Annotated in this window: 24 protein-coding genes and 1 riboswitch; of the genes, 7 read left to right on the top strand and 17 right to left on the bottom strand. The window is 72.8% G+C overall.

The window, feature by feature from the left end; translation table 11 throughout:
* Window positions 1-131: 131 nt before the first annotated feature.
* The 10 genes from L6E12_RS13565 to typA form a co-directional block, all read right to left on the bottom strand.
* Complete coding sequence (locus tag L6E12_RS13565; protein WP_236228266.1) at window positions 132-986, bottom strand: hypothetical protein; 855 nt, start codon at window positions 984-986, stop codon at window positions 132-134.
* On the bottom strand, window positions 979-1,383 hold the full coding sequence (locus tag L6E12_RS13560) for a hypothetical protein (RefSeq protein ID WP_236228265.1): 405 nt from the start codon (window positions 1,381-1,383) through the stop codon (window positions 979-981). Before L6E12_RS13560 ends, L6E12_RS13565 begins: the two co-directional genes overlap by 8 nt.
* Window positions 1,380-2,249 (bottom strand): N-acetyl-1-D-myo-inositol-2-amino-2-deoxy-alpha-D-glucopyranoside deacetylase, encoded by an 870-nt coding sequence (mshB, locus tag L6E12_RS13555; RefSeq protein ID WP_236228264.1) that lies wholly within the window; start codon window positions 2,247-2,249, stop codon window positions 1,380-1,382. Before mshB ends, L6E12_RS13560 begins: the two co-directional genes overlap by 4 nt.
* 75 nt (window positions 2,250-2,324) lie before the next feature.
* Window positions 2,325-3,386, bottom strand: coding sequence for an ABC transporter ATP-binding protein (locus tag L6E12_RS13550; protein ID WP_236228263.1), 1,062 nt, complete (start codon window positions 3,384-3,386; stop codon window positions 2,325-2,327).
* Complete coding sequence (locus L6E12_RS13545; RefSeq protein ID WP_236228262.1) at window positions 3,379-4,542, bottom strand: ABC transporter ATP-binding protein; 1,164 nt, start codon at window positions 4,540-4,542, stop codon at window positions 3,379-3,381. The genes L6E12_RS13550 and L6E12_RS13545 overlap by 8 nt, the downstream gene beginning before the upstream one ends.
* Entirely contained in the window at window positions 4,542-5,438 is an 897-nt protein-coding gene (locus L6E12_RS13540) for an ABC transporter permease (protein WP_236228261.1), read from the bottom strand. The genes L6E12_RS13545 and L6E12_RS13540 overlap by 1 nt, the downstream gene beginning before the upstream one ends.
* A gap of 43 nt (window positions 5,439-5,481) precedes the next feature.
* Window positions 5,482-6,480 (bottom strand): ABC transporter permease, encoded by a 999-nt coding sequence (locus tag L6E12_RS13535; RefSeq protein WP_236228260.1) that lies wholly within the window; start codon window positions 6,478-6,480, stop codon window positions 5,482-5,484.
* Between the two features lie 184 nt (window positions 6,481-6,664).
* Window positions 6,665-8,434, bottom strand: a complete 1,770-nt coding sequence (locus L6E12_RS13530; protein ID WP_236228259.1) for an ABC transporter family substrate-binding protein — start codon at window positions 8,432-8,434, stop codon at window positions 6,665-6,667.
* Between the two features lie 274 nt (window positions 8,435-8,708).
* A complete protein-coding gene (locus tag L6E12_RS13525) occupies window positions 8,709-10,409 on the bottom strand; it encodes an ABC transporter family substrate-binding protein (RefSeq protein WP_236228258.1) in 1,701 nt (566 codons plus the stop codon).
* 166 nt (window positions 10,410-10,575) lie between these two features.
* Window positions 10,576-12,480: a translational GTPase TypA gene (typA, locus tag L6E12_RS13520; protein ID WP_236228257.1), complete on the bottom strand. Its 1,905-nt coding sequence runs from the start codon at window positions 12,478-12,480 to the stop codon at window positions 10,576-10,578.
* Between the two features lie 216 nt (window positions 12,481-12,696).
* Between typA and L6E12_RS13515 the strand changes: the two genes are divergently transcribed.
* On the top strand, window positions 12,697-12,867 hold the full coding sequence (locus tag L6E12_RS13515) for a hypothetical protein (protein ID WP_236228256.1): 171 nt from the start codon (window positions 12,697-12,699) through the stop codon (window positions 12,865-12,867).
* Window positions 12,868-13,043: 176 nt separating this feature from the next.
* Window positions 13,044-14,009: a tryptophan--tRNA ligase gene (trpS, locus tag L6E12_RS13510; RefSeq protein WP_236228255.1), complete on the top strand. Its 966-nt coding sequence runs from the start codon at window positions 13,044-13,046 to the stop codon at window positions 14,007-14,009.
* A gap of 46 nt (window positions 14,010-14,055) precedes the next feature.
* Here trpS and L6E12_RS13505 read toward each other — a convergent pair whose 3' ends face one another.
* The 3 genes from L6E12_RS13505 to L6E12_RS13495 are packed head-to-tail and all read right to left on the bottom strand — an operon-like array spanning window position 14,056 to window position 16,499.
* Window positions 14,056-14,430, bottom strand: coding sequence for a (deoxy)nucleoside triphosphate pyrophosphohydrolase (locus L6E12_RS13505; RefSeq protein ID WP_236228254.1), 375 nt, complete (start codon window positions 14,428-14,430; stop codon window positions 14,056-14,058).
* A 27-nt stretch (window positions 14,431-14,457) separates the two neighbouring features.
* A complete protein-coding gene (locus tag L6E12_RS13500; protein ID WP_236228253.1) occupies window positions 14,458-15,774 on the bottom strand; it encodes a HAMP domain-containing sensor histidine kinase in 1,317 nt (438 codons plus the stop codon).
* Entirely contained in the window at window positions 15,771-16,499 is a 729-nt protein-coding gene (locus L6E12_RS13495; RefSeq protein ID WP_035280673.1) for a response regulator transcription factor, read from the bottom strand. Before L6E12_RS13495 ends, L6E12_RS13500 begins: the two co-directional genes overlap by 4 nt.
* Window positions 16,500-16,632: 133 nt before the next feature.
* On the opposite strand from L6E12_RS13495, the gene L6E12_RS13490 reads away from it, so the two are divergent.
* The 3 genes from L6E12_RS13490 to L6E12_RS13480 are packed head-to-tail and all read left to right on the top strand — an operon-like array spanning window position 16,633 to window position 19,585.
* Window positions 16,633-17,721, top strand: coding sequence for a sigma-E factor regulatory protein RseB domain-containing protein (locus L6E12_RS13490; RefSeq protein ID WP_236228252.1), 1,089 nt, complete (start codon window positions 16,633-16,635; stop codon window positions 17,719-17,721).
* Window positions 17,718-18,731, top strand: a complete 1,014-nt coding sequence (locus tag L6E12_RS13485; protein ID WP_236228251.1) for an ABC transporter ATP-binding protein — start codon at window positions 17,718-17,720, stop codon at window positions 18,729-18,731. Before L6E12_RS13490 ends, L6E12_RS13485 begins: the two co-directional genes overlap by 4 nt.
* Window positions 18,728-19,585, top strand: coding sequence for an ABC transporter permease subunit (locus L6E12_RS13480; protein ID WP_236228250.1), 858 nt, complete (start codon window positions 18,728-18,730; stop codon window positions 19,583-19,585). Before L6E12_RS13485 ends, L6E12_RS13480 begins: the two co-directional genes overlap by 4 nt.
* On the opposite strand, the gene L6E12_RS13475 is transcribed toward L6E12_RS13480, so the two are convergent.
* The 3 genes from L6E12_RS13475 to L6E12_RS13465 are packed head-to-tail and all read right to left on the bottom strand — an operon-like array spanning window position 19,543 to window position 23,158.
* Window positions 19,543-20,571 carry an ABC transporter ATP-binding protein gene (locus tag L6E12_RS13475; protein WP_374201868.1) on the bottom strand — a complete coding sequence of 343 codons (1,029 nt, stop codon included), beginning with the start codon at window positions 20,569-20,571 and terminating at the stop codon, window positions 19,543-19,545. The two genes, L6E12_RS13480 and L6E12_RS13475, sit on opposite strands and share 43 nt — an antisense overlap.
* Window positions 20,568-22,166 carry an iron ABC transporter permease gene (locus tag L6E12_RS13470; RefSeq protein WP_236228248.1) on the bottom strand — a complete coding sequence of 533 codons (1,599 nt, stop codon included), beginning with the start codon at window positions 22,164-22,166 and terminating at the stop codon, window positions 20,568-20,570. The genes L6E12_RS13475 and L6E12_RS13470 overlap by 4 nt, the downstream gene beginning before the upstream one ends.
* Window positions 22,142-23,158, bottom strand: coding sequence for a thiamine ABC transporter substrate binding subunit (locus tag L6E12_RS13465; protein ID WP_236228247.1), 1,017 nt, complete (start codon window positions 23,156-23,158; stop codon window positions 22,142-22,144). Before L6E12_RS13465 ends, L6E12_RS13470 begins: the two co-directional genes overlap by 25 nt.
* 21 nt (window positions 23,159-23,179) lie before the next feature.
* Window positions 23,180-23,293: riboswitch (TPP riboswitch) on the bottom strand.
* Window positions 23,294-23,338: 45 nt separating this feature from the next.
* Between L6E12_RS13465 and L6E12_RS13460 the strand changes: the two genes are divergently transcribed.
* Complete coding sequence (locus tag L6E12_RS13460; protein ID WP_236228246.1) at window positions 23,339-23,632, top strand: 4a-hydroxytetrahydrobiopterin dehydratase; 294 nt, start codon at window positions 23,339-23,341, stop codon at window positions 23,630-23,632.
* Between the two features lie 3 nt (window positions 23,633-23,635).
* Here the strand turns inward: L6E12_RS13460 and L6E12_RS13455 are convergent, their stop codons facing one another.
* On the bottom strand, window positions 23,636-23,989 hold the full coding sequence (locus L6E12_RS13455) for a hypothetical protein (protein WP_236228245.1): 354 nt from the start codon (window positions 23,987-23,989) through the stop codon (window positions 23,636-23,638).
* Between the two features lie 234 nt (window positions 23,990-24,223).
* Here L6E12_RS13455 and L6E12_RS13450 point away from each other — a divergent pair, with 234 nt between their 5' ends.
* Window positions 24,224-25,198, top strand: coding sequence for an epimerase (locus tag L6E12_RS13450; protein WP_236228244.1), 975 nt, complete (start codon window positions 24,224-24,226; stop codon window positions 25,196-25,198).
* Window positions 25,199-25,233 lie beyond the last annotated feature (35 nt).

Below are 25,233 nucleotides of genomic sequence, written 5' to 3'. Positions count from 1 at the left end.
CGGTGGGGTGTGGGTGCGGTGGGGTGTGGGTGCGGTGGGGTGTGGGTGCGGTGGGGTGCGGGCGCGGTGGGGTGCGGGCGCGGCGGGGTGCGGGCGCGGCGGGGTGCGGGCGCGGCGGGGTGCGGGCGCGGTCAGGCGGTGCTGGGGGCCGGGTGGGCGTCCAGCCAGCGGCGGGCCTTCTTGGCGGCTCGTTTGAGGGCGCTGCGTTCGCCGAGGTAGTCGGCGGCCATTCCCACGACCGGCAGCAGTCCCACCGCCTTGTGGTAGAAGCGGCCCTGGGGGCGCTTGTCGAGTTCGTCGCCCAGGGCGTAGAGGGTGCGGCCGAAGCGCCAGAGGGTGTTGGTGGCGGCCTTGACCGTGATCTTGCCGTGTTTGCGGGCTGATTCGTCCAGGTCGCCGGTGAGTTCGGCGGTGGTGGCGTCCTCTTGTTCCCTGGTGAGGTGGTCGTCCTTGCCCGCGGCCAGGTCGGGGTCGATGTCGCGTTCGAACAGGACCGCGGCGATGAGGCGGACCCGGTCGGCCTGGTCGGTGATGCCGTGTTCGGCTGCCATGGCCGACAGCAGGAGGCCCTGGCCCGCCGTGGCGAGGGCGTCCTGGATGGGGAGGCGGTCGGCGAGGGCGCCGCCGAGGCCGGGGATGGAGGCCAGGAGGACCGTGAAGCGGCCCACCCGGTTGACCCACCAGTTGTCGCGTTCGGTGACCGTCATCTCCGACCACGCCTGGGTGCCGGGGACCTTGAGGCTCTCCAGGCCGTCCAGGAGCTTCTCGCGGCGGGACCTGTCCACCGTGGCCAGGGCCTTGGCGTCCTCGGCGTCGCCCGTGGACGCGGGGAGGGCCTCGGTGGCGGGGCGGGTTGCGGAGGGGAGGACCCGGCGGACCAGGCCCAGGGGGTCGGACTCGCGCAGGGCGGAGAGCAGCGGGGTGGTGGCCCGGACGAATGGGCGCAGGACCGTCACGACCTGCCTGTCGGTGATCGCCTCAGCCACCGCTACCGCCTCCCTTGCCTGCCGACCTGGCCAGCACATCGCCGATCTTGACCGTGGCCGGGAACGCTCCGCCCGCGAGCAGCAGCAGTGTCCGCCAGTCGGCGATCACCACCATGTCGCCACCGGGGGTGACGACGACGAAGGCGAACAGGGTGGCCAGCCACGCGTAGAGCGGGCCCGCCGCGACCGATGCCTTCATCTTCAGCCTGCTGGCTCTTACCACCAGCCACGGGAGGGTAAACGCGGCGACGAGGACCGTGACCGGGAAGGGGACGTCGCCCAGCTTCGGCAGGACCGTCCCGTCGAGGCGCAGCGGCAGGAAGAGCAGTTCGTACACGGCGAGCACGGCGCTGAGCACCAGCAGCCCCGCGTACCCGGCCCGCTGCGCCCCGGTCACCGGTCGGCGCCCACGTGCTCGACCGGGGCCAGGCCGCCGAACAGGTCGGTGTCGCCCCCGGTGGTGCCCCTGGCCAGGGTGTAGTACTCGTGGCCCAGGACCGGTTGGGCGATGTCGTTGGTGAGCGAGTAGCTGTGCGCGCCGTCGTCGCCGCGCCAGACGGCGATCTGGGTGGCGTGCGCGCGCAGGGCGCGCAGCTTGGCGGGCAGGTGGTCGGTGACGTCGATGGCGGTGGTGATCTCCGCGTCGTCCACGACCGGGAGTTCGCCCGGGGTGGGGAGGCGCCAGGGGAGGCCCTCGGTGCCGCGGAGGGCGGCGACGCCGTCGGCGGTGGCCCGGGCTGAGTTGACCGCGTAGTACAGGCGGGAGACGTCGGGCAGGTCGGCGAGGGCGGCGGTGGTGATGTCGTGCGCGCGGATGTGGTCGGGGTGGCCGTAGCCGCCGTCGGGGCCGTAGGTGATGACGACCTGCGGGCGGACGTCGGCCAGGACCTCGGCGAGGGCGGCGGCCTGCTCGGCCGGGTCGCCGCCGACGAAGGCGCGCGGGTGGGCGTTGGCGGCGGTGCCGACCATGCCGGAGTCGCGCCAGCGGCCCATGCCGCCGAGGTAGCGGTGGTCGGAGACGCCGAGGGCGGCGCAGGCGGCGCGCAGTTCGCCCACCCGGTACCCGCCGAGCTGGTCGGCGGCGCCCGCGGCGAGCTGGGCCAGCGAGGCGGGGATGATCTCGCCCTCCTCGCCGAGGGTGCAGGTGACCAGGGTGACCTGGACGCCCGCGGCGGCGTAGCGGGCGATCGTCCCGCCGGTCCACAGGCTCTCGTCGTCGGGGTGGGCGTGGACGAGCAGCAGTCGTGGTGGGGCTGTGAGCATGGGGAGGGTCAGCCTTAGGCACGCGTAGGGTCCGGGCGCCGGGGGTGGCACCGGCGCCCGAACCCTACTGCGTCGCTACGGCAGGACGCTGCGCTCCTCGGCGAAGTGGCAGGCCGACAGGGTGGCGCCGTGCGCGACCAGCGGCGGCTCCTCCGCCGCGCAGATCTCCTGCGCCTTCCAGCACCGGGTGCGGAACCGGCAGCCCGAGGGCGGGTCCACCGGGCTGGGCACGTCGCCGGAGAGCACGATCCGCTGCCTGGCCCGCTCCTGGCGCGGGTCGGGCAGCGGGACCGCCGACAGCAGCGCCTGGGTGTAGGGGTGGGTGGGCCGCTCGTAGATGGCCTCCCGGTCACCGATCTCGACGATCTTGCCCAGGTACATGACCGCCACCCGGTGCGAGATGTGCCGCACCACGGACAGGTCGTGCGCGACGAACAGGTACGCCAGGTGCAGGCGCTCCTGGAGTTCCTCCAGCAGGTTGACCACACCGGCCTGCACGGACACGTCGAGCGCGGACACCGGCTCGTCGAGCACGATCAGCTTCGGGTCCAGCGCCAGCGCCCTGGCGATGCCGATGCGCTGGCGCTGCCCGCCGGAGAACTCGTGCGGGTAGCGGTTGCGGTGCTCGGGGTTGAGCCCCACCAGCTCCAGCAGTTCGTCCACCCGGTGCTGCACGTCCTTGGCTGAGTTGACAGAGCTGTCACCGCTGCGGTTCTTGCTATGGATGCGCAGGGGTTCGGAGACGACGTCGTTGACCTGCCAGCGCGGGTCCAGGGAGGCGTACGGGTCCTGGAAGACGATCTGCAGGTCGCGGCGCAGCGGGCGCATCTGCGCGGGCTTGAGCGTGGTCAGCTCGCGGCCCTCGAACCGCACCGAGCCCGAGGTGGGCTTGTGCAGTTGGAGGATGGCCCGGCCGGTGGTGGACTTGCCGCAGCCGGACTCGCCGACCAGGCCCAGCGTCTCGCCCCTGGACAGGTCGAAGCTGACGCCGGACACGGCGTGCACCTGCCCGATGGTGCGCGGGATGATCCCGCCGCCGCGCACCGGGAACGACTTGACCAGGTCCTGGACCCGCAGCAGCGGGGTCGTCGCGTCGGCGCCGGCGGCCGGGGCGGCGGCGGTGTGCGTCTCAGTCATCGGACTTATCCTCCTGCGCCAACCGCTGCTCGACGACGGCGAGGTCCTCGCTCACCGGCAGGTCGGGGTCGGCCTGGGTCAGCGCGGCGGGGTTCTCCACCGAGCCGATCTCCTCGTGCTCGAACAGGGCCTGCGGGCGCTCCAGCGACGCCAGGTGCTCCCACCGGTGGCAGCGGGTGGTGTGCGCCGGTTGCTCGGTGGGGGCCAGCGGCGGCTCGGTGGTGGTGCACTCCTCGACGACCAGCGGGCAGCGCGGGGAGAACGCGCAGCCGGTCGGCAGGTTGATCAGCGAGGGCGGGGAGCCCTTGATCGGGGTGAGCCGCTTGCCCAGGGTGGCCGGGTTGGGCAGCGAGCCGAGCAGGCCCACGGTGTAGGGCATCCTCGGGGTGTCGAACAGCTCGTCGACCGGGCCGGACTCGACCACGGTGCCGCCGTACATGACCTGCACCCGGTCGACCATGCCCGCGACGACGCCGAGGTCGTGGGTGATCATCACGATGGCCGCGTCGGTCTCGTCGCGGATGCGCAGCAGGGTCTCCAGGATCTGCGCCTGCACGGTCACGTCGAGCGCGGTGGTGGGCTCGTCGGCGATGATCACGTCCGGGTCGTTGATGATCGCCATGGCGATCACCACCCGCTGGCGCATGCCGCCGGAGAACTCGTGCGGGTACTGCGCCGCGCGCCGGTCCGGCTGCGGGATGCCGACGAGTTCGAGCGCCTCGATCGCCTTGGCCCAGGCCGCCTTCTTCGACACCGGGTGGTGCGCGCGGTAGGCCTCGGCGAGCTGCCACCCGATGGTGTAGACCGGGTTGAGCGAGGTCATCGGGTCCTGGAAGATCATGGCGACGCCGTTGTTGCGGACGCCCATCATCTCCTTGTAGCCGCGCCCGACCAGCTCCTGGTCGCGGTAGCGGATGGAGCCGGTGATCCGGGCGCTGGCCGGGAGCAGGCCCATGACCGCCATCGAGGACACCGACTTGCCGGAGCCGGACTCGCCGACGATGCCGAGCACCTCGCGCGGGCGCAGTTCGTAGGAGACGCCGCGCACCGCGTGCACGTCGCCGTCGTCGGTCGGGAAGGTGACCGAGAGGTCCTCGACCGCGAGCACCGTCTCGGTGAGCACCCGGTCGACGCCGTCGTTGATCAGACTGCTCATCAGCTCCGCACCTTCGTCTGCCTGGGGTCGAACGCGTCGCGCAGGCCGTCGCCGATGAAGTTCACCGCGAGCGAGATCAGCACGATGATCACGAACGGGCCCCAGAACAGCCAGGGGCGGTTGGTGATCTGCGAGTAGTTCTCGTTGATGATCAGGCCGAGCGAGGTGTCCGGGGACTGCACGCCGAGCCCGATGAACGACAGCGCCGCCTCGGAGAGGACCGCGGTGGCCACCGCCAGCGTGGTGTTGACGGTGATCGTGCCGACCATGTTGGGCACCAGGTGCCGGAAGATGATCCACCGGGTCTTGGCGCCCGCGGCCCTGGCGGCCTCGATGTACTCGCGCTGCGACAGCGACAGCGTCTCGCCGCGGGTGATCCGCGCGGTCTGCATCCAGGCGAACGCGGCCAGGATGAGCGCCACGACGTACCAGCTCCCGCTGAGCGCGCGGACCAGGATGGCCGCGACCGCGATCTGCGGGATGATCAGCATCAGGTCGACGAACCGGCTGATGGCGGAGTCGACGACCCCGCGCAGGTACCCGGCCAGGGTGCCCATGACGACGCCGACGACGGTCGAGCCGATGGCCACGACCAGCGAGATGGCCAGCGACAGCCGGGTGCCCACGATGAGCTGGGCGAGCATGTCCTTGCCGGTCTGGATGGTGCCCAGCGGGTGCTCCGCGCTCGGCGGCAGGTAGCCGCGGCTGGAGGTGTCCTCGATGGACACCGTCCAGAACAGCGGGCCGAGGAAGCCGAAGGCGGCGATCAGCAGGAACACGACCAGGCTGGCCATGGCCAGGCGGTGCCGCAGGAACCGCCTGATGATCAGCGTGCTCTGCTTGCGCGCCTTGGTGGTGTCGAACTCGCTGGCGGTGGGGACGACGGTGGTCTGCACCGGACCACCCGGGGTCGCCGGGTTCAGGACGGGGGACGGGTCACTAGGCAAGGCGGATCCTCGGGTCGAGGATGCCGTACATCACGTCGGCAACCAGGTTGAAGGTGATGACCAGGGCGGCGGTGACCATCAGCCAGCCCATCAGCATGTACGGGTCGAAGGTGCGGATGGACGACACCAGCAGCGCGCCCATCCCCCGCCAGCCGAACACCGCCTCGGTGATGATCGCCCCGGAGAACAGCACGGCCGCGTTGAGCGAGAACAGCGTCGACACCGGGATCAGCGCGTTGCGGAAGGCGTGCCGGAAGATGACCCGCCGCTGGGAGATGCCCTTGGCGCGGGCGGTGCGCACGTAGTCGGAGTTCAGCGTCTCCAGCATCGAGGCCCGCTGGAACCGGCTGTAGGCGGCGAAGCTGATCAGCGTGAGGCTCAGCGTCGGCAGCAGGTAGGTGCCCGTGTACTGGAACACCACCTCGCCGAAGCTTCCCTGGAAGCCGCCCTCGGCGGGGCTGACGGTGCTCAGCCAGCGGTCGAAGCCGAGGTCCTGGAGCACGTTGTTGAACTGGATGCCGTAGGTCTTGAGGATGATCGCCACGCAGACGATCGGCATCGAGAACATCAGGAAGGCCGCCGACGTGGCCAGGTAGTCGAAGATCGAGTACTGCTTGACGGCGGCGATGACGCCCACGGTCACGCCCAGCACGATGGCCAGGATCTCGGCTCCCACGACGAGCCGAGCGGTGATCCACAGCGCCCGCATGACCGAGTCGAACACCTCGACCTTGGCCTGGCCGAGCGCGATGCTCTGGCCCCAGTCGCCCTGCAGGAAGTCCAGCAGCCACCGCCAGTAGCGCACGATGATCGGCTGGTCGAGGCCCAGGCTGGCCTCGAGGTCGGCGATCTGCTGGGGGGTGGTGCCCGGTTTGGCCTTCAGCTCGGCCAGCGGGTTGCCCGCCCCGGCGACCATGAAGAACGCGAGGACGCTGCCGATCAGCAGGATCGGTATCGAGATCAGCACGCGTCGGATGATGTAGCGAATCACGGAAAGCTCCTCGGTGGGGCCCAGGCGGCCGGGCCGGTCGGGCCCGAACTCTTCAGTGTCCCGCCTGCCCGCGGTGTACGCCGTTCGACAGGTGGGAGGGCTCAAGGGCAGGGGCCGGACGGTGTGGTCCGGCCCCTGCCCTTGTCCGACCAGAGTCAGCCGCCGCCCGGGGCGGCGGGGACGACTACGAGGTCTTGACCCACTCGTTGGCGTTCCAGAGAGCGCCGTTGTAGGACTGGAAGAACACGCGGTCGATGCCCTTGAAGGCCCACATGTTCGGCAGCTGGAACAGCGGCAGCGAGTAGTTGTCCGCCGCCATCAGCTTGTCGACCTCCTGGAACGCCTTCTTCGAGGCCTCCTCGTCGAGGTTGCTGACCGCGTCCTGGTACGCCGCGTCCACCTTGGGGTTGCTGTAGGCGGACCAGTTCTGGCCACCACCGGTGGAGTAGATCGACTTCTGGGTCGACTTGAACGGCGCCGCGGACCACGCGAACAGCGCGATGTCGTAGTCGCCCGCGGAGACCCGGGTGTCGAGGAAGTTCGGGTCGACGTCGTCGATGATCTCGATGCCCGCCGCCTTGCACTGCGACTGGACCAGCTCGACGGTCTGCTTGCGCCGCGGGATGTCGGTGTGGCTGATCTTCAGCGACAGCTTGGCGCCGTCCTTGGCCGCGAAGCCGTCCGCGCCGATGGTGTAGCCGGCGTCGGTCAGCGTCTTCTTGGCCGCCGCGGTGTCGCCCTTGTAGTCGGCGTAGTTGTCGACGTAGCCGTCCTCACCCTGGAAGAACACCAGCGAGCCGAGCGGCTTGGCGTCGTCGAGGACCGGGCGGATCAGCTTCTCGGCCAGCTCGTCGCGGTTGACGCACTGCATGAACGCCTTGCGGACCGCGGCGTCGGCGAGGAACTTGTTCTTGTAGTTGAGGTCCATGTGCTCGAACGACAGGCCGTTCGAGGCGCCGAAGGTCACGCCCTGGGCGGACAGGCCGCGCAGGCGGTCGGCGGCGTTGGCGTCGGGCTGGGCCATCGAGGCGACCTGGACCTCGCCGTTCTCCAGCGCCTGGGCCTGGGCGACCTGGTCGGAGATGCCGCGCAGGATGAGCTTGGCCGGGCCGCCGGGCTTGCCCGCGTACTTCGGGTTGCGCTCCAGGGTGACCGAGTTGTTCTGCTCGAACCCGGTGATCGTGTACGGACCCGAGGAGGGCATCAGCTCCTTGGTGAAGCCGTTCCACTTGGTCTTCCAGAACTCGGCGACCTTGGCGAGCACCGCCGGGTCACCGCCGGTCGGCTGGACCTGGGTGATGTCGGCGACGCCGGTGCCCTGCTCCAGGACGTGCGCGGGCAGGACGTCGGCGGAGACGCCGAACAGGCCCTTGTAGTCCGGGTAGGGGCTGCTGAAGGTGGTGACGACCTCGGTGTCGGACTTGCACTCCACCTTGTCGATCAGCTCGTAGCCGTTGGTCCCGGCGGCGGTGAACAGGTCCTTGCCGTCGGCACCCTTGGACTTGCCGGTCTGCGCCAGCCAGGCCAGGTAGAAGTCGTCGCAGTCCCAGGGGGCGTCGTCGGACCACTTGACACCCGGCTTGATCTTCCAGGTGACGACCTGCGGGGACTCGCTGGTGAGCTCGACGCCCTCCATCACGTCCTTGTCCAGCAGGACCTTGTTGTTGCCGTCGAGCTTGTACGCGCCGGACAGCACCTGGGTCAGCGCGAAGGTGTTGTACGAGTTGTTGGCGTCCGACGCCGCGTTGTTGTACGCGGTGAACGGGTTGTCGGTGGACACCGTGAAGGTGTCGCCCGACTGCGCGACCTCGGGGGCGGTGTACTCCGTCGCCTCACCGTTCTCGCCCTTGGCCACGGCCATGGCCGCGACGTCGTCGGACGGGCCGGTGTTGGTGCCGCCGTCGCCGGTGGAACCGCCGCAGGCGCTCAGGACGAGCGACGCACCGACAGCCATCGCGGCAGCCGACAGTGAGCTTCTTCTGATTGACACGTGCCCTCCTAGCACTGGGCGACCCGCAGCCGGTCCGGCTGGGCGGCACCCGTTACCCATCACGCCCCCAACGAAGCGTTGGTGGGCGCACTAGGTGGGCACGCTAGGAACCTGGCACGGTCTGGTCACCGGTCCCACGTCGATCGTGACCAAAGGGTGACAAGCAGGCGACCACACGCAACGTGAACGTTACCCGAATGCACGCAGTGGAGGAATCAAGTCACTGTGCGTGGTCGGATCAGCCGCCTGCGCGCCGCCACCCGGGTGCCCCGGCGAAGGGCCCGGCGAAGGGTGTTCCCGCGCTCACCCCGGTCATCTCGCGGCGCACGATGAGGGTGTCCACCTCCTGGTAGAGCGGGATGGCGACGGTGCGTGACCACAGTTCCGGCTCCAGCGCCGCCAGCGCGTCGGCGAGCGGGGTGCTCCCGGTGAGCGCGGCGTCGAGGGTCGGCTGGGTGGCCTGGTCGCAGTACGCGCCCGGGTTGGCGACCGCGGGGGTGCCGCTGTCGGTGTCGGCCGGGGCGCAGCCGAACCGGACGGCGGGCAGCGTGGCCGGGTCGCCGCCCGCGGGCTGCGGGGCGACCACGAGGTGGACCTCGGCGGTGGGCTCCTCGTCGGGGTCGGGGGCGGCGAGCAGTTCGCCGTAGAGCTGGTCGCCGGGCGGGGTCAGCAGCCGCGACTGGACACCGCCGACGGACAGCTGCCGCTGCAGCTCGCGGGCCACCGCCAGGTAGGGCTCGCGGCCCGCCGGGGCGGCGATGACCAGGTTGAGCGGGGTCTGCCCGAACGCCCAGCTCCCGTTGACCCTGGTGAAGCCCGCCTCGGTGAGCAGCGCGTCGGCCCCCGCCTGGTCGACCGCGGCGAAGCGGCCCGCGGGCAGCGTGGCCCGGTAGCCGGGGGCGCTGGGGGCGAGGACCTGGGCGTCGGCCGCGGCGGCGGACGCGGGGCCGCCCCCGGTGCCCGCGGCGATCAGGGCCCGCCGGTCGAGCAGGGCGCCGATCGCGGTCCGCACCCGCTGGTCGGCCATGGCGGTGCCGACCGGGCGCAGCAGCACGGTGGCCACCGCGGGGCGCGGCACCTGCGTGGTGGTCACGTCGGGTTCCAGCGCGGTCACGGCGGCGAGGCCCTGGGCGCTGAGCGAGGTCAGGGCGAGCTGGCTGTGGCCGGTGCGCAGGGCGCCGGTGGTGCCGGTGAGGTCGGCGCGGCGCAGCACGATCCGGTCGAGCGCGGCGGGCGCCTCCCAGTACCGGTCGTTGCGCTCCAGCACGATCTCACCGCGGTCGCGGTCGAGGGTGCGCACGGCGAACGGGCCGCCGGAGACCGGGTAGTTCTCCCGCAGCGCGTTGGCCCAGCCGCCGGGGATGTCCTTGAGCAGGTGCGCGGGCAGCAGGCCGCTGAACAGCGACCGCCAGCCGGGGTAGGGCTCGGCGAAGGTGACCTCCACGACCCGGCCCGCCTCGCGCGCGGAGATGTTGGAGATCAACCGGTAGCCCGCGCCGTCGAGCGCGCCGGGCGCCTCGCGCAGTTGCTCCCACAGGTAGACGAAGTCCTCGGCGGCGATGGGCGCGCTGTCGGACCAGGCCGCCTCGGGGCGCAGCCGGTAGTCGACGGTGTAGGGCTCGGCGGAGGTGACCTCGGCGGAGACCATCAGCGTGCGGTCCAGCCGGGGCGTGCCGTCGGGGCCGGGGCGGAACACCGAGGGCAGCACGGCCTGGGCCAGGGCGGTGGTCACCGTGGACTGGTCGGCGAGCTTGTGCGGGTTGTAGCCGCCCAGGACGCTGTCGACGCCCACCACGGCCTCGCCGACGTCGGGTTCGGCGCTGGTCCGGGTGCGGGCGACCTCGGTGGTCACCAGCGGTGGTGGCGGCGCGTTGGTGCAGCCCGCCAGCGCGCCCAGCGCGGCGGCCCCCGCCAGCACCGCACGCCACCTGCCGCCCACCGCCGCACCTCCCCCGAAAGTCGCGCCCGGCCATGCTGCCAGACCCGGACGACCGGCCTGCCACCGGTTTCCCCCCGCCCGGAAGACGCACGGGCGGTGCCGGGGGTTCCCGACACCGCCCGTGCGCGGTCTCACCGCGGCCCGCCGCTCCCGGCGGCGGAGCCGGTCACTTCTGGTCGCGCGCCTTGTCCCGGGAGCGCTGGCGGCCGCGGGTGGTGGCGTCCAGGATGACCTTGCGCACCCGGACCACCTCCGGGGCGACCTCGACGCACTCGTCGTTGGCGCAGAACTCCAGCGCCTCCTCCAGGCTCAGCTTGCGCGGCCTGGCCAGCGTCTCGAAGACGTCGGCGGAGGAGGAGCGCATGTTGGTGAGCTTCTTCTCCTTGGTGACGTTGACGTCGAGGTCCTCCGCGCGCGGGTTCTCGCCGACGACCATGCCCTCGTAGACCTCGGCGCCCGGCTCGACGAAGAACGTGCCGCGGTCGGCGAGCTGGAGCATGGCGTAGGCGGTCACCGGGCCGGTGCGGTCGGCGACCAGCGAGCCGGTGTGGCGGCTGCGGATCTCCCCGGCCCACTCGTGGTAGCCCTCGAAGATGGCGTTGGCGATGCCGGTGCCGCGGGTCTCGGTGAGGAAGTCGGTGCGGAAGCCGATCAGGCCGCGGGAGGGGACGATGTACTCGACCCGGATGCGGCCGGTGCCGTGCCCGACCATGTCCTCCATCCGCCCCTTGCGGGCGGCGAGGAGCTGGGTGATCGCGCCGAGGTACTCCTCGGGGGCGTCCACGGTCATCCGCTCGTACGGCTCGTGCAGCTTGCCGTTGACGGTGCGGGTGACGACCTCGGGCTTGCCCACGGTCAGCTCGAAGCCCTCGCGGCGCATCTGCTCGACCAGGATGGCCAGCGCCAGCTCACCGCGGCCCTGCACCTCCCAGGCGTCCGGGCGCTCGGTGGGCAGCACGCGGATGCTGACGTTGCCGACCAGCTCCGAGTCCAGGCGGCCCTTGAGCATCCGGGCGGTGAGCTTGGTGCCGCCGTTGCGGCCCGCGAGCGGACCGGTGTTGACGCCGATGGTCATCGAGATGGCGGGCTCGTCGACGGTCAGCCGGGGCAGCGCGACCGGGTTGTTCATGTCGGCGAGGGTGTCGCCGATGGTGATCTCCGGGATGCCCGCGATGGCGACCAGCTCGCCCGCGCTGGCCTCCTCGGCCGGGACGCGGTCGAGGGCCTCGGTGACCAGCAGCTCGGTGATGCGCACGTTGCTGATCGCACCGCCCTCGCGCATCCAGGCCACGGTCTGGCCCTTGCGGATGCGGCCGGTGTGGATGCGGCAGAGCGCGATGCGGCCCAGGAAGCTGGACGCGTCGAGGTTGGTGACCAGGGCCTGCAGCGGCGCGTCGACGTCGGCCTTGGGCGCGGGGATGCGCTCCATCAGCAGGTCGAACAGCGGGTCGAGGTTCTCGCTGTCGGGCAGGCCGCCGTCCTCGGGCTGGTTGAGGCTGGCGCGGCCCGCACGGGCGGAGGCATAGACCACCGGCAGGTCGAGCACGGACTCGTCGACGTCGTCGATCTCCGAGGCCAGTTCGAGCAGCAGGTCGTGGGTCTCCTCGACGACCTCGGCGATGCGGGCGTCGGGGCGGTCGACCTTGTTGACCACGAGGACGACCGGCAGGCCGGAGGCGAGCGCCTTGCGCAGCACGAACCGGGTCTGCGGCAGCGGGCCCTCGGAGGCGTCGACGAGCAGCACCACGCCGTCGACCATGGACAGGCCGCGCTCGACCTCGCCGCCGAAGTCGGCGTGGCCGGGGGTGTCGACGACGTTGATGACGATCGGGCCGTCGGGGGTCTGGCGGCGAACGGCGGTGTTCTTCGCCAGGATCGTGATGCCCTTCTCCCGCTCGAGCTCGCCGGAGTCCATGACCCGGTCGACGAGTTCGGCGCGGGCGGCGAACGCCCCGGACTGGCGCAGCATCGCGTCGACAAGGGTCGTCTTGCCGTGGTCGACGTGCGCGACGATCGCGACGTTGCGGAGATCTGTCCTGGTCAGCTCGGCGCTGACGGTCGCTGCGGGCACGCGCGTGCTCCTGGTTCCTTCTAACGAGGGTGGAGGGCGGCCCGCCGCTGGTCTGCGTTGACAGCACTGGCTGAGAGGGGCGCCCGGCGCAGCTCAAAAGCCGCTACTGGCTCGATCAGTTTAACCGCAAGCTCGGTGTGAGCAGGACCACGCCGCCCGACCGGCAGGTTAACCTACCCTAAGACGACGGTTCGACGGAGAACGGAGGGTGCTGCCATGGGCAAGAAGTCGGCCCTGGTCAAGGCCGCCACCCCGGCCGACGCCGTGAAGAAGTTGATGAAGGCGGGCAAGGTCAAGAAGAAGTGCTGCAAGTCGAAGTCGCGCTGCAAGAAGTGCCCGGTCCTGGCGCTGAAGAAGGTCAAGGCGGACTTCGCCAAAGCCGCGTGAGATCCGCTACCGTGCGTCCCGTGCTCCCGCTGACTCCCCACAACACCACCTGGTGGACCGCCTCACGGCGGCCCTAGCCCGTGGTGTCCGGACGTCACCGGACGCACAACCCCCAGGCCGCCCCTCCGGGCGGCCTGACGCATCTCCCGGAGGGGCCCGACCCCCAGGAGAGCACCATGACCCGCCTGTCCGCCATCACCCCGTCCGACCGCGCCCACCTGGGCAACCACCTCGGCGCCGTGCGCCACTGGGCACGCGACGGGCACCCCGGTGACCTGTACTTCGTCAGCGACCTGCACGCCATGACGGTGTCCTACAACCCGGCCAGGCTGCGGGCCACCACCAGGGAGGTGCTGGCCGTCCTGCTCGCCTCGGGCATCGCCCCGGACCGGCTGTTCGTGCAGAGCGACCTGATCCGCGAACTCGGCGCGCTGACCTGGCTGCTGGAGTGCGCCTGCGCCTTCGGCGAGGCGTCGCGGATGACCCAGTTCAAGCAGAAGTCCGACGGCCAGGCCATGGTGCGGCTGAGCCTGCTCACCTACCCGGTGCTGATGGCCGCGGACATCCTGCTCCTGGGCGCCGACGAGGTGCCGGTGGGCGCCGACCAGCGCCAGCACGTCGAGCTGGCCAGGGACCTGGCGCGGCGGTTCAACACGACCTACGGCGAGGTCTTCGCCATCCCCAGGGCGGTGATGCCGCGCACCGCCGCCCGCGTCCGCGACCTGTCCGACCCCACCCGCAAGATGTCGAAGTCCGCCCAGGACTCCACCGGCACGGTGTTCGTCCTGGACGACCCGGACCTGGTCCGCCGCAAGATCCGCAGGGCGAAAACGGACACCCTGGGCCGGGTGGAGTACGACCCGGCCGGGCAGCCCGCGATCTCGAACCTGCTGGAAATCCTGGCCGCCTGCCGGGGCACCGACCCGAGGGCGGAGGCGGCGGGCTTCAGCGGGTACGGGCCGCTCAAGGAGGCCGTGGCCGAGGCGGTGGTCGAGGAGCTGCGCCCGATCCGGACCAGGGCCGTGGAGCTGCTGTCGGACCCGGCCGAACTCGACGCCATCCGCAAGGCGGGCGCCGACCGGGCGGCCGACCGCGCCGCCCACCGCCTGTCCTCGGCCCTGCGCCTGGCCGGGGTCGGCTGAAGAACGCCGGTGGCGCGGGCCCCCGCACCGGGGGCCGCGCCGCCGGTCAGGCGCCCAGCAACTCGCGCACGGCGCCGAAGAACTCCACGTCGGCGGGCAGCCAGGGCACCGATTCCAGCTCCGAGGCCGCCAGCCACCGCACCCCCAGGTGCTCCACCGCGCGCGGCTCACCGGCCGCGGAAGCCGCGTACAGCCGCAGTTCGCGCCCGCCAGGCAGCACCACCGAGCCCAGCAGCTCCCCCACCGCCACCTCGACGCCCAACTCCTCCAGGCACTCCCGGCGCAGGGCGTCCACATCGGACTCGCCGGGCTCCACCCGACCGCCGGGGAACTCCCACATCCCGGCGACCTCGGCCGGGAAGGCCCGCTGCTGGGCCAACACCGCACGATCGCGCACCACGGCCGCAGCCACCACAGTCACGGGTGCGCACCCTACGCGGACCGGCACTCAGACCGACGTGGTCCGCCAGGTCACCTGGAACCGGGCGCCGCCCTCCGGCGACTCCCCCACCCGCACGGCCCCGCCGCGCCGCCGCACCACCTCGGCCACCAGCGCCAGGCCCAGCCCGGTGCCGCCCGAGCTGCGCGCGCGGTCGTCCTGCACCCGGTAGAACCGGTCGAACACCTTGGCCCGGTGCTCCTCGGCGATGCCGTGCCCGTCGTCGTCGACCACCACCCGGGCGGTGCGGCCCGCGGTGAGGACGGTGAGGGTCACCCGGGCGCGGGCGTGCCGGACGGCGTTGCGCAGCAGGTTGTCCAGCACCAGGTCCACCTCGGACGGCGCCGCGTACACCCAGCACGACACCGGCGGCGCGTGCACCCGGATCGCCGGGCCGTCGGCGACCGCGCAGCGCACCGCCGCGTCGGCGGCGGCGACCGACAGGTCGACCGCCGAGGCCGCGGGCAGCTCCCCGGCGTCCGAGCGGGCCAGCGTCAGCAGGCCGTCGACCAGCGCGGACAGCCGCTGCGACTCCTTGGCGACGTCGGCGAGCACCTCCTGGGCCAGTTCCGGGTCCGGGTGCGCCACCGCCACCTCGGCCTGCACCCGGATCGAGGCCACCGGGGAGCGCAGCTCGTGCGCGGCGTCCCCGGTGAACCGCCGCAGCCGGTCGGCGGCCTCGTCGCGGCGGGCCAGCAGGTCGTTCATGGCCGCGGCCAGGGCGCGCAGCTCGCGCGACTCCGGCAGCGGCAGGCGCCTGCCCGAGCCGAGCCTGGCCGCCGCCGCGCGCAGCCGCCCCACCGGGCGCATCGCCGAGCGCACCGCCGACCAAGTGGCCAGCGCGGCCGCGGCGGCGGCGATCACCGCGGCGATGATCAGCCAGCGCAGCGCGGCGCCCTGGGCGGCGTCGTAACCGGCCAGCCCGGTGCCCACCACCACCAGCCGCTGCGCGCCGTCCGGCGCGGTGGCGACCGTGCCCAGCCAGCGGGCGGGCGGGGAGTCCGACAGCCGCAGCACCGGCACCCCGGCCTTGAGGGTGCGGATGTCCGAGGGCGTCAGCTCCGGGGCAGCCGCGCCGTCGACGGGGGCGCCCGCGGTGTCGAGCACCCGGGTGCGGAAGTTCGGCGAGGCCGGGCGGACCGGGGCCCCGGCCGCCACCGCGGCCACGGCGGTGTCCAGGGCGGGGCGCAGCTCGTCGTCGGCGCTGTCGACCAGCAGCGGCCCGATCATCCGGCTGCTGAGCAGGGCCAGGCCGAGCAGCACCGCGAGCGTCACCGCCGTGGCGACGGCGGTGATCCGCAGGCGCAGGGAGCGGCGTCGGCTCACCGCGGCCGCGGGGTGTCGAGGGCGGCATCGATCTCGGCGGTGGAGGCCAGGTAGCCGTGGCCGCGCACGGTGCGCACGATGCCGTCGGCGCCCGCCGCGTCCAGCTTGCGCCGCAGGTAGCCGACGTAGACCTCCACGGCGTTGCGGGTGGCGGCCTGCTCGTCGCCCCAGACCGCGCGCAGCAGCTCGTCCTTGGTGACCACCGACCCGGCCCGCCCGGCCAGGCAGTCCAGCACGGCGAACTCGCGCGGGCTCAGCGGCACCGGCTCGCCGTTGAAGCTGACCTCCCTGGCGCCCCGGTCGACCAGCAGCGACCCCAGCCGCAACCGCCGCCCGGCGCCCTCCTCCGCGCCCCGGCGCAGGGTGGCGCGCACCTGGGCCACCAGCACCACGAACGAGAACGGCTTCACCAGGTACCCGTCCGCGCCCAGGTCGAGCCCGTCGGCCTGGTCGACCTCGCCGTCCTTGGCCGAGACCAGCAGCACCGGGGTGCGCACGCCCTCGGCGCGCAGCCGCTCCAGCACCCGGTAGCCGGAGAGGCCGGGCAGCATGATGTCGAGCAGGACGACGTCGAAGGCGCCGGTCAGCGCCATCCGCAGCGCGCTGGGGCCGTCACCGGCGACCATCACGTCCATGCCCTCCGCGGTCAGCCCGCGTTGCAGGGCCCGGCGCACGCCGAGTTCGTCGTCGACCACCAGCACCCGAGGCTTCACGTCCGCCATCATGGCGGGAGGCAGGGGGTGCGTGCCCGCACTCTCAGCGGTCTCTCAGCACAAAGATCGCTCTCAGCGCCATCTCAGGGTGGGGGGAGCAGTGTTCTCGGTGCGGGATACACCACCCGAACAGGGAGAGAGAGTCATGAACAGGAAGAGGACGGCGTTGTCCGTCGCGGCGGCGGGGACGGCCACCGGTGTGGTCGGGCTGGTCCTGCTCGCGGCCCCGGCCGGTGCCGACGAGGCACCGCCCACCCTGCCCGAGGTCAGCGCCGAGGCGCTGGTGCAGTCGGTGCTGACCAGCGACGTGCCCGCGCTCTCCGGCACGGTGCGGGTCAGCACGGACCTGGGCCTGCCGGTTCCGGGCCTGCCCACCGGTGACGAGGCCGTGCGCGTCTACACCGACGGGCAGGGCAAGGCCCGGATCTCGATGGACCAGGGCCGCGGCGAGAAGACGGTCATCGCCGACGGGGCGACCACCTGGCTGTGGAACTCCGCGGACCGCTCGGTCGTGAAGTACGACAGCGCGGCCGAGCACAAGGCCGACCGGTCCACCGAGGAGAAGCTGGCCGACCCGGCCGCGGTGTCGCTGGAGTTCATCACCGCCATGCGGGCGGACTCCACGGTCAGCGTGGACGGCACCGCCAAGGTCGCCGACCGCCCGGCCTACCAGCTCGTGCTGACCCCGAAGCCGACCGAGCGCACGCTGCTGCGCGAGGTGCGCGTCGCGGTCGACTCCGAGACCAGGCTGCCGCTGCGGCTGGAGGTCATGGCCAACGGCTCGGCCGAGCCCGCGCTCAGCGTCGGCTTCACCGAGTTCGCCACCGGCGCGCAGGACGCGGGCCTGTTCACCTTCACCCCGCCCGCGGGCGCGGAGGTGACCGACGGCAACGCGAAGGCGCGCGAGAACAAGCCGACCGAGCAGCAGAAGAAGGACTTCCTGGCGACCATCAACCCGAAGGTCGTCGGCGAGGGCTGGGACACCGTGCTCGTCGGCACCGTCCCGGCCGACCTGCTCAAGGCCGAGGTGTCCGGCGAGGACGCGGACGGCAGGAAGGCCGCGGGCACCCCGCTGGACCTGCTCAAGCAGTTCGGCAAGCCCGTCTCCGGTCCGTTCGGCACCGGCTTCGTGATCACCACCAAGGTCGGCACCGCCCTGGTCGCCGAGGACGGCCGGGTCGCCGTCGGTGCGGTCCCGCAGCAGGTCCTCGTCGACGCCCTCGGGCAGAAGTGAGCGGCTCCACCGAGTTCGGGGCGGTCGCGGGTTCGCCCGCGGCCGCCCCGGCCGCCCGCACCCGGGGGTTGCGCAAGGTCTACCGCGGCACGGTCGCGGTGGACAACGTCGACCTCGACGTGCCCACCGGCGCGGTGCTGGGGATGCTCGGCCCCAACGGTTCCGGCAAGACCACCACCATCCGGATGCTGCTCGGCCTGGTCACCCCCACCGCCGGTGAGGTCGAACTGCTCGGCCGCAGGCTGCCCGAGGGCGCGGCGGAGTCGCTGCCCGAGGTCGGCGCCCTGGTCGAGGGCCCCGGGTTCCACCCGTTCCTGTCCGGCCGGGAGAACCTGCTGCGCGCCGCGGCCGCCGAACCGCACCTGTCGACCTCCCGCATCCCCGCGGCGGTCGGCGCGGCGCTGGAGCGGGTCGGCCTCGCGCACGCGGCCAACCGCCGCTTCCGCGGCTACTCCCTGGGCATGAAGCAGCGGCTGGGCCTGGCCGGGGCGCTGCTGGTGCCGCGCAGGCTGGTCGTCCTGGACGAGCCCACCAACGGCCTGGACCCGGCGGGCACCCGGGAGATCCGCACGATCATGGCCGACCTGCACGCCGCGGGCACCACCGTGGTCGTGTCCTCGCACCTGCTCGCCGAGGTCGAGGCCACCTGCACGCACGTGGCCGTGCTCAACCAGGGCACCGTCGTGGCCCAGGGCGAACTGGCCGACCTGCTCGACGCGGGCAGCGCCACGCTGCTGGTGTCGACCCCGGAGGTCGAGGCCGCGGTGGACGCGCTGCGCGACCACCGAATCCCGGCCCGCTCCCTCGCCGAGGGCATCCGGGTCGACCTGACCGCCACCACCGCCCCCGAGGTGGTCGAGACACTGGTCAAGGCCGGTGTTCCGGTGCACGAGGTGCGCAGGCAGCGCACCGGCCTGGAAGACCTCTTCGCCCGCCTCACCGAGGACCCGGTCGACGCGGCGGAGCTCGACCCCACCAGCGACCCCCTCGTCCCGCAGGAGACCCGATGACCGCCGCCCTGGACGAGCCGCGCGCCACCGCGCGCCGCGCGCCGCTGACCCGGCTGCTGCGCTCCGAGCTGCGGATGGTGCTGCGCCGCCCGCGCACCCTGATCGGCCTGGCCCTGCTGGCCATGGTCCCGGTGGTGGCGGGCATCGGCATCGCGATCGCCACCGGCTCCCCGTCCGGGGAATCGGTCGGCGACGGCCTGGCCTCCCTGGTCGAGGGCAACGGCCTGCTGCTGCCCATCTTCGGGCTGACGATGTCGATGACCATGCTGCTGCCGCTGACCGGCGCCATGCTCGCCGCCGACGCGCTCGCCGGGGAGGCCGCCAACGGCACCCTGCGCGGGCTGCTCATGGCCCCGGTCGGGCGGGCCAGGCTGCTGGCGGTGAAGGCCTTCGGCGTGGCCGCGGTCAGCCTGTTCGCCGTGCTGCTGATGGCCGCCACGGGCATCGTCGCGGGCCTGCTGCTGCTCGGCGGCGACGGGATGCTGACCTCCTCGGGCACCACGCTGTCGTTCGGCGCGGGCCTGGGCCGGGTGCTGCTGACGGTCGTGCTGGTCACCGTCCAGGTGTGGGCGCTGGCCGCGGTCGCGCTGGCGGTGTCGGCGTGGACCGAGCACCCGCTGATCGTCGTCGTGGTCGGCTTGGGCGTGGTGATCGTCTCCGGCGTGCTGAGCGTCATCCCCGCCCTGGACTGGCTCACCCCGGCGCTGATCACCACGAGCTGGGAGGGCATCCCGGAGGTCGTCAAGGACCCGCTGCCCACCGCGACCCTGCTGACCGGGGTGCTGCGCGCGGGCTGCTACATCCTCATCGGCTACTCGATCGCCCTGTCCCGGATGCTCACCCGCGACGGCTGACCCACCGGCACCACCCCGCCGGGGTCGAGCACCAGGGACACCCCGGCGCCGACCTCCGGCGCGGCGGCGATCCCGGCCACGGCGTCGACCCGGCCCAGGCCGTCGGCCGCGACCACGAGCAGCACGTGGTCGCGGCGGTGCACCCGGGCCGTCACCTCGCCGCGGACCGGTCCGGGGCCCACGCGCAGCGCGGACGGGCGCAGCCCCACCCGCCCGTGCCAAGGCGGGTCACCGAGCGCCGCTGACCCGAACACCACCAGCTCGGCCGCGTCCAGCACCCGGCCGCAGCCGAGGAAGCGGGCGGTCTCGTCGTCCACCGGGTGCGCCCACACCTCGTCCGGCGTACCCACCTGCCGGATCCGCCCGGCGCGCATCACCGCGACCCGGTCGGCCAGGGTGAACGCCTCGTCGTGGTCGTGGGTGACCACCAGCGCCGTCGTGCCCGAGACCCGCAGCACCCGGGCCAGGTCGACCGCCAACTGCTCGCGCAGCGCCCGGTCCAGCGCCGACAGCGGCTCGTCGAGCAGCAGCACCCGCGGCCGGGGCGCCAGCGCCCGCGCCAGCGCGACCCGCTGCCGCTCACCGCCGGACAGCTCACCCACCCGCCGCGACCCGTAACCGGCCAGCCCCACCAGTTCCAGCAGTTCGCCGACCCGCGCGTCCCGCTCGGCGCGCGGTGCCCCCGCCATCCGCAGTCCGAACGCGACGTTGCCCGCGACGTCGCGGTGCGGGAAGAGCTGACCGTCCTGGAAGACCAGTCCGAACCCGCGCCGGTGCACCGGAACACCCGACAGGTCCACCCCGTCCCAGCACACCGACCCGGTGCCGGTCTCCAGCCCCGCCACCGCCCGCAGCAGCGTCGACTTGCCGCAGCCGGAAGGTCCCAGCAGCGCCAGCACCGACCCGTCCGGCACCTCGAAGTCCACATCGGACACAGCGGCCACGGCCCCGTAGCGCACCGACAACCCCGACACACCGAGCATCAGAACTCCCCGACCCCGCGCACCCGCAGGCGCTCGACCAGCAGCGTGATCGCCACCGTCACCCCCATCAGCAGCGTGCACGCCGCGTAGGCCATCTGGTTGTTCAGCTCCCCGGGTCGCGCCACCAGCCGCCCGATCACCACCGGCAGCGTCGCGGTGTCCGGCCGCACCAGGAAGCTCGTGGCGCCGAACTCCCCCAGCGCCACCACGTACCCGAAGGCCGCCGAGGCCAGCAGCGACCGCCCGGCCAGCGGGATGTCGACCTCGCGCCACACCCGCCACGGCCCCGCGCCCAGCGTCGCCGCCGCCTGCCGCAGCCGCTCGTCGACCGACCGCAGCACCGGCAGCAGCGTCCGCACCACGAGCGGGGTCACGACCAGCGCCTGCGCCAGCGGCACCAGCGCCGCCGACGTCCGCAGGTCCCCCGGCAGCGCGTCCAGGGTGACCAGGTAGCCGAACCCGACCGTCACCGCCGAGACGCCCAGCGGCAGCATCAGCGCGGTGTCGACGGCCTCCACCACCCCCGGCCGCACCCGGCTGCGCCCCAGCGTCACCAGCGCCACCGAGGCGAGCACCCCCAGCACCAGCGCCAGCAGCGTCGCGTCCGTGGCCACCCGCACCGAGTTCAGCGCCGCCTGGACCCCGGTGACCTGCAACGAGCCCCGGAAGCCGGTCCCGGCCAGCGCCTCGTACCCGGCGGTCCCGCCCGCGAACGAGCGCACCACCAGCGTCACGATGGGCACCATCAGCAACGCCACCACCGCGTAGCCCAGCCCGGCCGCGACCCACTCCCCGCCGCGCGGTCGCCGCACGGTTTCCGCCTGGCCGCGCAGGCTCAGCGCGTTCTCCCGCCGACGCCGCGCGACGGCCCCGACCACCAGCACGCCCACGACGGCCAGGAACTGCACCAGCGACAGCGCCGCCGCGCCCGGCAGGTCCAGCAGCTCCACGGTGCGCAGGTAGATCTCCGTCTCCAGCGTCCGGTGCCGGGCGCCGCCGAGCAGCAGCACCACCCCGAAACTGGTGGCGCAGAACAGGAACACGACCGCCGCCGCCGACCCCAGCGCCGGGGTCAGCGCGGGCAGGGTCACCGAGGTGAACGCCCGCCACCGCGAAGCCCCCAGCGCCCGCGCCGCGTCCTCGGCCCGCCGGTCCAGGTGCGCCCACAGCCCGCCGACCGTCCGCGCCACCACGGCCACGTTGAAGAACGCGTTCGCCAGCACGATCGCCACCACCCCGCCCCCGGGCAGCAGCGCCTTGAACGCCAACCCGACCACGACCGTCGGCAGCACGAACGGCACCAGCACCGCCACCCGCACCACCGCGCTGCCCGGCACCCTGGCCAGCAGGAACGCCACCGGCAGCCCGGCGAGCACCGCCACCGCGGTCGACGCGGCGGCCTGGGCGAGGGTGAACCCCACCAGCCGCCACGTCGCCCCCGCGCCCAGGACACGCAGGACCCCGGCCGCGCCGGAGCCGAACCCGAGCCGCACGATCGCGGCCACCGGCCAGGCGAAGAAGACGGCGAGGAAACCGAGCGGGACCGCCGCGAACGCCAGCGCCGCCGCGGGCCTCAGCCCCCGACGGTGCTGCGCCACTGCTCGATCCACCGCTGCCGCTGCGCCGCGATGTCGGCGGCGGGCAGGGTCGCGGGCTCCTGCGGCAACGGCGCCGCGGCGGTCCAGGTGTCGGGCAGCGCCACGCCCTCGCGCGCCGGGTAGACGTACATCTTCTCCGGCACGGTCTTCTGGAAGGGCTCCGACAGCAGGAAGTCGAGCACCTTCTTCGCGTCCTCGGGGTTCTTCGCCCCGTTCAGCACCCCGGCGTACTCGACCTGCCGGAAGCAGGTATCCAGCAGGGCAGCGGTCCTCGCCTTCCCGTCCTCCCCCACCTCAGCCGACGGCGACGACGCGTAGGACACGACGATGGGCCGCGGCCCCTTGCCGGAGGACCCCGAGAACTCCTGGGTGTAGGCCTCCTCCCACCCGCTGACGACCTTCACGCCGTTGGCCTTGAGCCTGCCCCAGTAGTCGACCCACCCCTGCTCGCCGTAGTGCGCGACGGTCCCGAGCAGGAACGCCAGCCCCGGCGAGGACGTCGCCGGGTCCTCGACCACGAACTTGTCCCGGTACTTCGGGTCGGCCAGGTCCTCGAAGGTCTTGGGCACCTCGCCACCGAGCGCCGCCGGGTCCACGTTCACGCACACGTCCCCCACGTCGACCGCCGTGAGCCGCCCGCTGCCGTCCACGGCGTAGCGCTGCGGCCCCTTGTCCGCCTCCGGACTGCGGTACTCGGCGAACACCCCCTCGTCGAGCGCCCGGGAGGCGAAGGTGTTGTCGACGCCGAAGGCCACGTCCCCGATCGGGTTCGCCTTGGTCAGCACCAACTGGTTGGTCAACGCCCCCGCGTCCCCGCTCTTGCGCGGCTCCACGGTGATCCCGCTCTGCGCCTTGAACCGGTCCAGCAAGGCCTGGTCGACGTCGAAGGAGTCGTGGGTGACCAGCACGACGGTGTGGTCGACCGGGGCCTCACCCCCCACGGAACAACCGGCGGCCAGAGCCAGGGTGACCAGGGGGACGAGTCGGCGCATCGGGAACCTTCCTCGGGCGTGTGCACACCACGAGGACCTCCCTGCGCGGGCATGACCCCGATCAGGTTCGTACGGTCGAGGGCTGGGTGGCCCTCCTCTCAGCCCGGCCGATACCGGACTCCCGTGGCGACCCCGACCCTACGCCCAGCGCGGTCGGGCGCGAAGGGCCACCATGGGGCCATGGCGGAACTGTTGAGCGAGCACGAGCAGGGCAAGGCACTGGGGGCGCTCCCGAACTGGAGCCGGGGCGAGGGAGCCCTGGTCCGAGAGGTCGAACTGGAGTCGTTCCCCCAGGCCATTGAGGTGGTCGACCGGGTCGCGGAGATCGCCGAGCGCGACGACCACCACCCGGACATCGACATCCGCTGGCGCACGCTGAAGTTCACCCTGAGCACCCACAGCGAGGGCGGCATCACCGAACTCGACGTCGCCCTGGCCACCGAGATCGACGCCGTCCTCGACGCCCTGCGCTGACCCTCACACCTCCCCGACGAGCGGGCTCTCCACCTTCCCGACCTCCGCCCGCACGTCCACGCCGAGCAACTCCAGCTTCCGCCACGCCGCGTCCCGCACCGCGTCGTCGAACAGCGGCGCGTACCAGGGCAGCAGGGTGAAGACCTCCACGCTGTGCGCCAGCAGCCCCCGGTCCTTCAACCGCCAGAGCCCGAACGACGGGGTCGGGTCGAGCACCACCCGCCGCGTCGCCCCGACCGCGCCGAACTCCTCGATCATCCACTCGAACGCGGTGGGGTCGTAGCCGATCCCCACCAGCGTGTCCACGCCCAGACGGACGTCCCGCTCGAACATCGCCACGAGCTGTTCGGTCACCATGGGTGAGAAGTCGTGATCGGCTCAGTGACCGTTACCCCGTGGCCGCAACCCGCGCACGCAAGCGTGAAAACCTGAGACCTTGCCCACTTAGCACGTTCGAGCTGCCCACCTCAGCGGGCGGCTGCCCTGACAGCCACCAACAGGCCAGGTTCCCCTGTGCGGCAGCACCCCAGGCCCCCGGGAGTGGGCTCGCGTCCGGTTCAACCGGCGTAGCGTGACCGTGGGGGTGTTCGCATGAAGATCGTGTTGCCCGGTGGGACCGGGAACGTCGGAGGATTCCTCAGCCGGGCGCTGGCGGCGGCCGGGCACGACGTGGTCGTGCTCACCAGGCGGGCCGGGGTCGACCTCGGGGGCGGTGTCCGATCGGTGCGGTGGGACGGGCGCACCGTCGGGCCCTGGGCGGAGGAGATCGACGGCTGCGCCGCGGTGGTCAACCTGGCCGGGCGCAGCGTCAGCTGCCGCTACACCGAGGCGAACCTCCGCGAGATGATGGACTCGCGAGTGGACTCCGCCCGGGCGGTCGGCCAGGCGATCGCCCACGCCACCGCGCCGCCGCGGGTGTGGTTGCAGATGAGCACCGCGACGATCTACGCGCACCGGTTCGAGCAGGCCAACGACGAGGCCACGGGGATCATCGCGGGCGCCGAGCCGGGGGTGCCGGGGTACTGGGCGTTCAGCGCCGAGATCGCCAAGCGGTGGGAACTGGCCCAGGAGCAGGCGCCCACCCCCGGCACCCGCAAGGTCGCCCTGCGGACCGCCATGGTGATGAGCCCGGACCGTGGCAGCGTCTTCGACGTCCTGTCCTGGATGGCCCGGCTGGGCCTCGGCGGCCCGGTGGCGGGCGGGCGGCAGTACGTCTCCTGGATCCACGACCGCGACTTCCTCCGGGCCGTGGAATTCCTCCTCACCCGGGACGACCTGGCGGGCCCGGTCAACCTCACCGCCCCCGGACCGCTCCCGCAGCGCGAGTTCATGCGGACCCTGCGCGGGGCCTGGCGGGTGCCGGTCGGCCTGCCCGCGACGAAGTGGATGGCCGAGGTCGGGGCGTTCGCCCTGCGGTCGGACACCGAACTGCTGCTCAAGAGCCGCCGCGTCGTCCCCGGCCGCCTGCTCGACAGCGGGTTCACCTTCGACTTCCCCCGCTGGGAGGACGCCGCCGCGGACCTGGCGCGGCGGACCCGGGCGCGGCGGACCCGGGCTCGGAGCTGACCCCGCACGTCGCCAGCAACCTCGCGCCGTTCTCC

Source organism: Actinokineospora sp. PR83, assembly GCF_021056305.1.
GTDB lineage: Bacteria > Actinomycetota > Actinomycetes > Mycobacteriales > Pseudonocardiaceae > Actinokineospora > Actinokineospora spheciospongiae.
Note: the sequence above shows the minus strand (reverse complement) of the source record. Positions and strands in the feature narration are given on the sequence as shown.